Source organism: Candidatus Vallotiella sp. (ex Adelges kitamiensis), from assembly GCF_020342435.1.
Lineage (GTDB): Bacteria > Pseudomonadota > Gammaproteobacteria > Burkholderiales > Burkholderiaceae > Mycetohabitans.
Map to the genome: position 1 here is coordinate 973,865 of NZ_CP080504.1, position 12,258 is coordinate 986,122.

A 12,258-nucleotide genomic window follows, 5' to 3' on the forward strand; every position below is an offset into this window, starting at 1 on the left:
CGCTCGCTAGACTTTTTTGCTCATATCAGCATTACTCTGTAGTCGCATCGCTAACTCTTTGCGGTAATGATTCAATTCCTGTGCTGTTTTAAACGTGCGCCCAAATAGAAGCGAGAGGTTGTACAGAATCAGATCGATTACCTTTTTTTCCCATATATTATCAAATTTTATCTGTTCGTCTAACCAGCGTTCTAACCATTTAGGATCAGGAAGTCGCGATTGAACAGTATCTCGCGGAAACAATTTCTGGTTCACATGTAAGTTCGTCGGGTGTAGTGGCTTCTCTGTACGTCGAGCCGAGGCCATCAGTACTCCGATCTTTGCAAATGCAGCTTGAGCTGCGTCACCAGCCGTAGATAGAGCCTTCTTCATATATCGAAGATAGGCGCCACCATGCCGAGCCTCATCACGTGAAATTGTCTCGTAGATATGCTTAATTACCGGCTCCGTATGCCACACAGCCGCACGGCGGTACCAGTGATTTAATCGGATCTCGCCGCAGAAATGTAGCATCAGTGTTTCTAGAGGGGGCGCAGGATCAAATGGGAAGCGTACTGCGTGCAACTCCTGCTCAGTTGGCACGAACTCTGGTCGGAAGCGCCGTAAATATTCCATTAATACTAGCGCATGCTTTTGTTCCTCGAAGAACCAGACACTTATAAATGCGCAGAAGTCGCTATCGTTATAGTTATCACGTAGGAACATTTCCGTTGCCGGTAATGCCGACCATTCGGTGATAGCATTCATTTTAATCGTATTTGCCTGTATGTCTGTTAAACTTGAGACAGCGAACTTGTTCCACGGAATATCTTGTTCCATATTCCAGCGAACTGCCTCGAGTGAGTGGTAGAGTTCTGGATAAAGCATGGTGTTCATAAATACCACCTATCAACCTAAAAGCATAAACTGTCTTGTGCACTCGTCATGAACATCATGACGCCGCATAGTTCGACCCAGCAAATAACGCCATTTTTACGTAAGCTTAAGGCACGTATATACAGACATCCAGCATGCTGCTTTTAACAGCACGCAAAATTTATGCTAACACCTTACATCAGACTATTGATAGCACCCATAAACAGATAGTTGTCTCGATAGATGGGGCTGCTTTCATACAGGCCTTATTATAAATGAGCTCCGGGTACTCTATCCGGGCGAGCACTGTAACTCTGTATAAAAGAATGTGGGCATTGAGAATAGATGCGTTATATCTTGAGTAAGATCGCCTACTGGAAGATATTTCATTTATATGCTCGTTTTAAATTACGCCACTGTCGGACAGTGCATAGGACTTCTCAACATTGGGCAGTAATTAGCTAACCTTGTGTAGAAGTATGTGTCGATCTGTATACTGGGCGTCACATGCTGGCTTCTCTTCAACTAAATCAATTTTCTCGATCGAGCTGCTTGGCAGCGAATCGATACGCATATGTATTACATACTAAGCTAAATAGCTTAGTAAGCAAATTACTGTAGCACAACAAGCTGCTAGCTTAGATACATCCAGAGATCTCAGATTTCTAGATGCATAACTGCTCGTGCTAAGCATTAGCTGCACCAAATTTTTGCTATGAAAACAGGGCGGGTCGTAACGAAATTATTCTAGTTGCTGCTATCAGAGCTTTATTTTTCACACTGACAATCAAATCAGTAAATTTAGAATGTCCATTAGTTTAAAACACAACATAATGTAATGTCCCTCATATATATCTTTTCCTGATCGGCCCCTGAAATATCTGATCCGATCTATTTCTACGGTACTAACCGTTGCAGAACAATAGTATTGAGGAGTATCGTCATGCAAATGATCTACAACAGCCCAAACTATTGCGTTGTCGAATTCGCCCCTCAAGCTGAACACGGCACTATGCTATCTGGCGGATTTGAGATTGTTAACAAAAATACACAGCGAGAGATTTTCATTGAAGGCCTGATAGCAGCTCGCTTTCGTAAAAACATACATCAGCTTCTCCAAAAGCAACCCTCGCTAGAGGAGGTTGATGAATTTCTCGAGCAATTCAATTTGCTTATGAATCAACCTGTCGTTATACATTAATTTGGATCACTATTATATTTTAGTGTACGTACTATTAATCATCATAATAAGGCGTTACAACCCGCCAAAATTTATGCATCAATTTTATGTTATTTGCAGACCGCCTACTCTACTACATTATGTAGTATTCTTCCACTAACTAGTCTAATGGGCGCTCTGATTTATCAAAACAAGATATTCTAAGTCTAATTTGGTAGCAAACAGTTCTCTATACTAGTCTTCATATAAATTTTACAATAAGCAATGTCTATTATGCAGCTTTGGATCATTGACAGATTCCGGAGTAGCGCTTGATCACGCTATAGTAGGTTCGATACACAAGCTAACTTCTAGATAATAGAAACTTTTATCAGCGAGTAAAAACCACATTCTTTACACCTAATCAATTTTTGCTGATAGCAGCAAGGTGTTATCGTCGTGATTTCTAGCATGGTGAACGTAAGAGCTTAAATTAATCTTGTCTAAGACATACTCTATCTAGACTTTTTAAAAAGCACTGCATCAAGCTCTTAACTTTTGAGTAAAATACGCACTCCAAACAGCGTTAATAAACCTATACATTACCAAGTTACGCAATACTATGCGTTGTATATCTTGCACGTTAAATATAGGACTCGATGAAAACATCATAGCTTTGTAAAAATACTGAGATCAGACAGGGTTAACAAGACACACTCTGATCGTAAGTATATTCTTCTAAACTTCAAAAATAATCGAGTATATCTCAGAAGAATTACCCATAAAGATAATTGGTGGTATCAATATGATTCTTACTTAAGTCTTGTGTAGACGTCAAAACATATACTAATTACCTCTAGACCCCTCTCCCTCTATTTTTCTAGCACGATAGAATTTATAGAAACTTATGATTAAGCTAAGAGTAGACTTATAAAGCAACTCTCTCAAGTGTTTATAGCATTACAGGCCAAAAATCAGTGCATATTCTGATATCCAGAAGTGTTAGAACCATCTAATTAAATGTAGCTTATTTTAGCACTACAGCCGACTGAAATCAGCATGCTCCTACCGTTTGAGCAGATAATGCTGTATTACTTATCCTTATAATACCTAACCCCGCTAACCACAATTTGTTATATACAGTAGAACTATGCTTGCTGAGGTAGCTTTTACTATTGATCACAAGAAATTTCTATATAGTTTTCAGCATCGTTACATAATCGATCACCCTAGAATTAAATCTTACGAAGATGGCGGCTTTTATCCGCTTCGTCGATAACGTAGAAACATGGCATTGCATGCTCACCGCACTAGCAAACACTCTATTAAGAAGTTTAACACCTGTTAAAATCTTTAATTTTCTTCAAAGCGTGCCTCGGAAATGGGCGGCTAACAAATCTTCTATTTTCGCCCATTTAGAGAACTGCCACTATTCCATGCTACCCGCACAGAAACACATCATTAAATCGATTCTGGCAGATGCTGTCACTAGTATTACCAAGACGTTGTCAGAAAACAACGATTCAGCCTTCGTACTGCCAATCATTACATTGCAGCGACCTAAGATTAGTACGCATGGCGATGTCGCATCGAACTTAGCAATGCAGCTAGCCAAGCGCCTAGGCGCGGATTCACGCGTGTTAGCAAAACAACTAGCCGAAGCCGCTCTTGCGCACCCCCTTTCCCCAGGACTAATTGCTAGTGCGAAAGTGGCCGGAGCGGGTTTTCTAAACTTATGCCTAACCGACACTGCGAAACAGGAAACTGTACGTGCTGTACTGGCAAAACGCGAGCACTTTGGATACGCCCCGCCAGGCCACTGCGGCCACGGCAAGAAGGTATTAATAGAATTCGTATCAGCTAATCCAACTGGGCCGCTACACGTAGGACACGGCCGCCAGGCGGCGCTTGGCGACGCGCTCGGCGAACTAATGCAGACGCAGGGCTGGACCGTATACCGCGAGTTTTACTATAATGATGCCGGCGCGCAGATAAACATGCTTGCAATTTCGGTACAGGCGCGAGCGCGCGGATTCAAGCCAGGCGATGCGCAGTGGCCAGAAGCAGCCTATAATGGCAACTACATCGCCGATATCGCGCGTGACTATATCGCTCAAAAAACAGTATTAGCCAGCGATGGTTCACCTGTGACAGGTACAGGTGACATCTATAATCTTAATGAAATCTGCCGTTTTTCTATAACTTACCTACGACATGAGCAAGACATCGATTTGAAGGCACTTGGTGTCCAATTTGATCAGTACTACCTAGAGTCGTCACTGTACGACGAAGGTCGCGTCGACCACACGGTCCGCGCACTTATCGCCACCGGTAAGACCTATGAAGACGATGGCGCTCTATGGCTACGCACTACGGATTACAGTGATGATAAAAACCGAGTGATGCGTAAAAAAGATGGAACCTATACTTATTTTGTACCTGACATCGTATATCACGTCACGAAGTGGGAGCGTGGCTTCACGAAAGCAATAAACGTGCAGGGCTCAGATCATCATGGAACAATCGGGCGTGTACGCGCTGGCCTACAGGCGCTAGATATTGGTATTCCAAGTGGCTATCCAGAATACGTGCTGCACAAGATGGTCACAGTGATACGAAACGGTCACGAAATTAAGATCTCAAAGCGAGCGGGTAGCTACGTAACGGTACGAGATCTAATCGTCTGGTCTGGTAGCGGAAGCCCGGAGCATCTTACCTCCGTGCTAAGTATAAAGCAACTAGATGACAACTTGCTACGCAAGGGTCGAGATATGGTGAGATTCTTCCTTATTTCACGTAAAGCCGATACCGAATTTTCGTTTGATATCGATCTCGCACTGAAGCAAAATGAAGAAAATCCAGTATATTATATACAATATGCTCATGCTCGAATCTGCTCGATTTTATCAGAATTACGCGCGCGCTATGCAAACGATCTTAAGGATTGGTTGCAAGTTAAATTAACACCTCTTAGTACTCAGCGATCTAAGAGATTGCTCCAAAAACTATCTGAATATCCCCAGATGCTGGAACACGCAGCAAATGAACTGGCCCCCCATATGGTTGCATTTTATCTACGCGATCTAGCAAGCGAGTTTCATGCATTCTATAATGACCGAGCGGAGCGGGTGCTTGTAGACAATGCGCATGAGCGCCTAGCTAGGGCTGCACTCTTGGCTGCGACGCGTCAAGTATTAGCTAATGGACTAGCAATAATCGGAGTGTCAGCGCCTACCAAAATGTAGAGAATGTATACATCGGTTCTTTCTAATACAGCTAATGTAGCCGTGACAGTGACACGACGAGTATGGTTTAAGCAAATAGGTTAATCAACACGATGCAAAAATCACGACGAGCCTCCTCGATACCTTCGAGGAGGCATAGTAGTATGCTCCTTGGAATCGTGTTTGGATTGATCATCGGACTAGCGATTGCAATTATCGTAGAGATATTTTTTAGAGAAGCGCCAACGCCCTTCATGTCCACAGTCAAAGCACCCGAAACAACGTTCGGCATAGTGAATAATAATGAGTCTTTTGATCCGAACCTGGCATTAGCTAGTAAATGGCCTAGCCAGCTGTCTACTCTATCAGCTATACCAGTACCGCCGAATACGGCGCGAGGTAAGACAGAGTTGCAATCACAGCTTACAAATGCGCTGCTAGCAGAACCACAGATTATTGAAATTCCATCTATAGCTAGTGTTACTGTAGCACAGCCGAAATCCCAAGAACTTTTGGGTCCAGACGAACCGACGGCGTCTTGTAGCATTAGTAAACCACATGCCTTTTCTGCATTGGCTAAACCCCCAGTTACCTCACAAAATATAGATGATGCAAGTAAATCTAACACTATCTATTTTCTGCAGGTTGGCGCATTTCATACGGAACAGGCTGCCGAGAAACAGCGTGCAGAGCTAGTGCTAAGGGGATTTGAGCCTAAGGTCACTCGGCGCACTTCCGGAGACGTCGTATACTACCGCGTGCGTATTGGCCCGTTTTTAGTTTTTGAAGATATGAATAACGCCCAGCGTCGACTATCTGATGCTGATATTAATAGCATTATAATCCGCATTGCAAAATAATAGACTTATCTCCTGTGTTATACGGGTGTATCGCACTCTCTTAAATAACGGTATTTGTATCAGCTTAAAGACATTTAATTTCTGTTTTTCTATTCACTATGAAAAAAATCTTTAGCGTCGCTTTGCTTGTGATTGCTGCTGCTGCCTCTAATACAGTCTCGCTTGTTCAAGCATCACCCTCAGCGCTAGTTAGTAAGAAAGACTATATAATGCTTTCGCAAGCCCGGCCAGCCAAAGTTCCGGTAGGCAAAGTAGAGGTGATAGAATTCATGTCGTATAGCTGCCCGCATTGCAGGGAGTTTGACTTATATCTTGAGAAGTGGAAAACTCAGAAATGTACAAATATCGTGTTCCGGCGTGTACCAGTTGCGCTTAATAAGCGATTCATTCCACATTCAAAAATGCTGCTCGCGCTTGACGTACTTGGCCTAAGTGATGAACTTGCACCAGCGATTTTTAGAGAGATTCACATTAATAAAAATAGACTTCTAAATCTGGATGAGCAAGTAAATTTCCTAATCAAGAAAAGCGTAAATGAAAAGAAGTATCTGGATGCATACCATTCATCCTTTGTCAAAACAGAACTGCAGCGTGTCTTGCAGCTAGCGCAAGACTATAAAATAGATAACGTGCCCACAATAGTTGTTCAGGGCAAATATAAAACTGGTCCAGCAGTAACAAATAGCCTAGAACATACCGTTCAGGTACTTGAATATCTAGTCGAACAAGTAGTCAAGAATTACTAATTGTAGCTTGAAACTGAAAAAGTTGATCTTATGTAGTAAGCGCTTTACTAATAAGCCCGCGCATGAAGGTGGGTGCCGCCATGCAAGAGCCTTTAAGCTCTCTTAACTTGACAATCTAAGTAAGGCCATCCTATAAGGCAGGGAAATGCATAAGGCCCTATTAAACCAAAAATTCCCCTCCCAAACGTAGTGCGACACAGCGGTTTACGGATAGACTTGATAGTGCTTTGTTGTGTACCGTGCTTTTATTACCCATTAAGCTCTGCCTTACAATTTTATCCATAGAAATATGATATGCTAGAAACCTTAATTTCTTAGTAAATCCCGCTATTCAACATTTATCTCGAATGTGCGTGCGATAAAGCACTTGCCTAGCTTTTCGGCGGCCTGCACAGCAAGCTCACAAGAGATGAGTTGCTAACAACTTCAAAAACATGAAACAGCTGGATAGATTAATCAGCTATAGTATCCTAAGCTGTCTTTGTTGTAGTTAGGAAGCTTGTTATTTATCCAGCCACGGTCTACTTACACTATACAGGTATTAGTTAGTAGATTTCACTTAGCACGCGGCTCGCGTTACTACGACTTCTCTCTGAAGATTTTCTCAAATAACGCCGAATCGCATAACCTGCGTATGCATAATAAATTCGAATAGTACTCCTTATCTATAAACTTTATCTACTCACTGTCACTGCTACCCTAAAGGCTATCAAAAAGACACTGATTATATACATCATAATGATGTACCCACTTACATTACTTCAGCTCTTACTTCAGCAATAAGCTAATCATCAAGACGTTATTAGCTAATCTAGACATGCTTAATCTAAGATTAATACGAGCTTATAGGACATCATCAGCCGTATAACCTATAGAACTCGAGCGTTTAAAAGTAACGTTTACGTTATCATATTAGAGAATGTACTAGCTAAGGAATTATAGGCGTATACACTTAATTAGTTAAATACTACAGTAAAAATATAGAGCTCTGCTATCTGTATAGTGATCAGTAATGTTCCCGATAAATTTGCACCTATAAATAGTGTAAATGAGCCGATTAATTATTAAATTTTAAAAGAACTCTTTACGAAGAGAGCTATTCGATATATTTATTTCTCAATGAGAAGTATATAGACTGCGTATTGTCTTAATTTAACTAGAACACTATTTTTGTTTCTAAAAAGTTACTGACTGTTATTTTAATTTATTTCTTTATCTTGTTACATAGTGACTAGTAATATACGCAGCGTAGCTAATAAATAAAAACGATGAATTTAGATTAAGAACATGCATCTACTTTCTTAGGAGTTTAACAGATATGTAAAAATAACTGACTATAGTTTGACTAATCTCTATACAGCATTGGTCAGTACTTCACAAAGTACTAGTTAAGAAAATACCTAGACTTAAATACCTGTAGATTAAATATCTAAGTCCAGTATGTTTCATACATATCATGAATAACCCAGTAAAATATTTGTGTACGGTAGTGCCATAGATACTATTCTGGATAGCTAAATATTAGCATAATCAGATTTAAGCCGATTCTCGGTAATTTGACTTATAAATAATTTACTCGAAACTGAGTAAGCACACCACAATCAAAGTTCGGTTTGGCATTCGGAACAGCGCATTACGACGCCCTAGGATTAGCCGGATAACTATATCTTATGCATGCGTTCACGATATACAGCAATAAAGTGAGTCCGACATATCCATGGTTCCGTAATAAAATTCCTTATTTATTACATAATTAACAGCGCAGATATACATTGTTTACATCGTTAGTTAAGTACATACAAATCTTGGGGATTTGGGTTATATAAAAACAATGCACTACCGGCGCTATCGCATTAGGGATTCGACCGTTTTTCAGTCGATCAGATATGAACTTATAAAAACGATTAGTGCAGCTCCCTATGTAAAGAGAGGCAGCTGAAAAGGCGGGTACGATTTTCCTAAACAATATCGGGACATCACATTTTTAATGTATCGGATGAATAATGTAGTTATAAGTTGAGAAATCTGACGATTGCATGTCAGTTACGCTCAATAATTCCTAGAAACACGGCCAAATCTATATATGCCACAGATAGTATCGCCGTCTCTCCGGGCTGTTTATTTACATAGGGTAATATATAAATGTATTCTTTAAATAATAATTCATCTGAACTAATTTCAAGAAGTTTGCGGGCGGTGTGGCATCCTTGCACGCAAATGAAGCACCATGAACAATTTCCATTAATCGCTATTGCACGGGGTGCTGGAGCATGGCTCTACGATCACGATGGAAAACGTTACCTTGATGCAATTAGTTCGTGGTGGGTTAATCTCTTCGGGCACGCTAATACACATATAAACGATGCATTAAAATCTCAACTAGACACGCTTGAGCATGCAATGCTTGTCGGATGTACGCATGAGCCGGCGGTTAAGTTAGCCGAACGTTTATCAGACCTGACTGAACAGGTGCTCGGTCATGCATTCTTCGCATCTGATGGGGCATCAGCTGTGGAGATTGCATTGAAAATGAGCTTTCACTTCTGGCGTAACAGCGGCTTCAGTCAAAAAATCGAGTTTGTCTGTGTTGCTAACGGCTATCATGGAGAAACGATTGGGGCCTTGGGCGTTACCGACATTGCGCTATTCAAAGACGCATACGATCCAATAATTCGCACCGCACACGTAGTTGCCTCACCAGACACGCGCCAAGTACGTACCGGAGAACAGACATCGGATGTAGTAGCGCGAGCATTAGCTGATATAAAGCGTCTTTTTGTTGAGCGCGCCGAAAAAATTGCAGCGTTTATCGTTGAGCCACTAGTGCAGTGCGCTACCGGCTTCGCAATGCATGATCCGTCGTATCTCAGAGGACTGCGTGCGCTGTGCGATGAATACCATATACACTGGATTGCTGATGAGATTGCAGTGGGTTGCGGGCGTACTGGAACGTTTTTTGCCTGCGAGCAAGCGTGCGTATGGCCGGATTTTTTATGCCTCTCCAAAGGCATTAGCGGTGGCTACTTGCCATTATCTGTTGTACTCACGCGTGATGTGATATACACAGCATTCTACGACGATAGAATCACGCACAGCTTCTTACACTCGCACTCGTATACTGGAAACCCACTTGCCTGTCGGGCGGGCCTAGCTACGCTTGAATTATTCGACATATACGACATACTCGCACATAACCGCGTAATGTCAGACGTGCTAAGCGCGTTGCTCGAGCCGTTGCGTAGACATCCACGTGTACAACATCTGCGACGGTGCGGCACGTTATTTGCGTTCGATGTATCGTTGCCTACTGAACTAACATGTTACTTCTCGCAGCGCTTCTTCGAATGCGCACTCTCGAATGAGCTGCTTCTGCGCCCAATCGGTACTACCGTTTACCTGGTTCCGCCCTATATTCTGAAAGAAGACGAGCAAGTACTACTTACCACACGATTATATAAAACATTGTCGACAGTTCTTGCCGAGTTAGACGGGAACAAGCGGGCTGCTAAAACCGCTAAAACCGGCGGTGTAATTCTGTAGATTAGGATAATCTAAACGTACAGCCAGTCTAAAGTTAATACAAACACGTAATACGGTAGAAATTTTAGGAGCTACTACGATGAAAGCACTTTCGCTATTCGTCACCGGAACTGATACGGGAATCGGTAAAACATTCGTGTCATGTGCACTATTACGCGGCTTCTGCGCACGCAACTATCGTGCTGCGGCTCTCAAACCAATTGCCGCTGGCGCGAAACTACGTAATGGAATTTGGCACAACGAAGATATGGATCTACTGCTCGATGCCTCTAACATCACGCTGCAGCCGCGCCTGTCTACGCCTTATCTACTACATGAATCAGTTGCTCCGCATATCGGGGCTGCGCGTCAAGGTATGCGACTAGATATTGCTCATATTCAAACATGTTATTATGACGCCGCACAGTTTGCCGATGTGATAGTTGTCGAGGGCGTAGGAGGTGTTTGTGTGCCACTAGATGAGACGCGAGATACGTCGGACCTCGCAATTATGCTCAAATTGCCAATTTTATTAGTTGTTGGGTTACGACTAGGTTGTATCAACCACGCACTGATTAGTGCTGAGGTAATTTCTACACGCGGCTTGATGCTAGCCGGATGGATCGCCAATGCGGTAGAACCGGACATGCCGTACGCTCTTGAGAATGTCGAGACGGTCCAACAGCGCCTGGATCGACAGTACAACGCGCCACTGCTTGGTATTATTCCTCGACTCGAGGGAAAGCGCGCCTTTGAAACAACATCATACCTTGATATTGATACATTGCTTGAGCGGCTTCGTGTACTTACATACACGTCAACTTGATACTTTTCGACAAATTCTAGCTTAGAATATTCCCCGTAATAAAGCTAATCCATATAAATAATAGTAATATTCGAATCGTTGCATGAAACACTCAGTACTACAGATCATGCAACTAAAACATGATATTTAAACAAATATCAAGTCCTGGATATAATCTTAGGTTAAAGTCATTAGGCTATAGAGCTATACTATGTGATAGGCCTGTTTAGAGAGCGCACTGGGCTCTAATTTCTGCACTACCAGATTAACTACCCCTATAATCTTGAGATCTCATTCTATGAAAACAGAGTTGTGTTGGTCATAAACCAGAAAATAAATACTACGTTACAAAAGCCATTATTTTGGCGCAATCACTTTATATACCGCGCTTTACCTAAATTTTTGCTAGAAGTGAACTACCTATAGCTGGTCAAAACTATACGCTATAACAAAGATTAACTCTATCTTCAGATCGAAAACACAACATAGTATAAGAGCTATATGAGTACGATCAAATTATTTTTGAACCCTAACCTAGCTCATCAGTAGTTTACTTACTTATTATAAATAATAAACTATATTAATGTTGTCTAAGTTTACGCCTATAACTGCGAGCATAATAAGCTTGAGCAAGGAAATCGATGCACTTACATGCAGGGGCCTTATATCATTTAATACTCTCCTATGAAACCTGGAGAAAAACTAAAGTTAGTTTATTGTAGAAGTCTTATATTGAGACTCAATTCAATTTGAACTAACGCACATCTAATATAACTGACAAAAGTTGGCTTATTATGTTCGGATACGCCTTCACACACTGTCTTCGAATTTTGTTGAAAGTCTCCCAACCGAACGCTTATCTGAGAAAGATAAGGGACTAATCTTAATGCCCTGAAATGATATGCATAGATTCGCTCTTGAGCGCATATTGATAAATAACTTTTTGTATAGCTATTTGGTGGAGCGGAAGAGGATCGAACTCTCGACCTTCGCATTGCGAACGCGACGCTCTCCCGGCTGAGCTACCGCCCCAAGCAATACTCCGATTATGCAGTAGTATGGATTAAGAAAGCAAGATATTACTCCCGCT

General features: G+C 41.8%; 7 protein-coding genes and 1 tRNA gene. 6 read left to right on the forward strand and 2 right to left on the reverse strand.

Translation table 11 applies throughout. The features are described from left to right. Positions 1–6 precede the first annotated feature (6 nt). Positions 7–876, reverse strand: coding sequence for a ferritin-like domain-containing protein (locus K0T93_RS03685; protein WP_225721331.1), 870 nt, complete (start codon positions 874–876; stop codon positions 7–9). Positions 877–1,798: 922 nt separating this feature from the next. Between K0T93_RS03685 and K0T93_RS03690 the strand changes: the two genes are divergently transcribed. The 6 genes from K0T93_RS03690 to bioD all read left to right on the forward strand — a co-directional run bounded on the left by K0T93_RS03690 (position 1,799) and on the right by bioD (position 11,189). Beyond that, entirely contained in the window at positions 1,799–2,056 is a 258-nt protein-coding gene (locus tag K0T93_RS03690) for a BTH_I0359 family protein (protein ID WP_225721332.1), read from the forward strand. A 1,394-nt stretch (positions 2,057–3,450) separates the two neighbouring features. Continuing rightward, positions 3,451–5,259: an arginine--tRNA ligase gene (gene argS / locus K0T93_RS03695; RefSeq protein WP_225721810.1), complete on the forward strand. Its 1,809-nt coding sequence runs from the start codon at positions 3,451–3,453 to the stop codon at positions 5,257–5,259. A 143-nt stretch (positions 5,260–5,402) separates the two neighbouring features. After that, positions 5,403–6,098: an SPOR domain-containing protein gene (locus K0T93_RS03700; protein ID WP_225721333.1), complete on the forward strand. Its 696-nt coding sequence runs from the start codon at positions 5,403–5,405 to the stop codon at positions 6,096–6,098. A 98-nt stretch (positions 6,099–6,196) separates the two neighbouring features. Then, entirely contained in the window at positions 6,197–6,844 is a 648-nt protein-coding gene (locus tag K0T93_RS03705; protein WP_225721334.1) for a thiol:disulfide interchange protein DsbA/DsbL, read from the forward strand. Positions 6,845–8,986: 2,142 nt separating this feature from the next. Further along, on the forward strand, positions 8,987–10,384 hold the full coding sequence (gene bioA, locus K0T93_RS03710) for an adenosylmethionine--8-amino-7-oxononanoate transaminase (RefSeq protein ID WP_225721335.1): 1,398 nt from the start codon (positions 8,987–8,989) through the stop codon (positions 10,382–10,384). A 79-nt stretch (positions 10,385–10,463) separates the two neighbouring features. Then, positions 10,464–11,189, forward strand: coding sequence for a dethiobiotin synthase (gene bioD, locus K0T93_RS03715; RefSeq protein WP_225721336.1), 726 nt, complete (start codon positions 10,464–10,466; stop codon positions 11,187–11,189). 935 nt (positions 11,190–12,124) lie between these two features. Here bioD and K0T93_RS03720 read toward each other — a convergent pair. Further along, positions 12,125–12,200, reverse strand: a tRNA-Ala gene (locus K0T93_RS03720). Between the last annotated feature and the right edge of the window lie 58 nt (positions 12,201–12,258).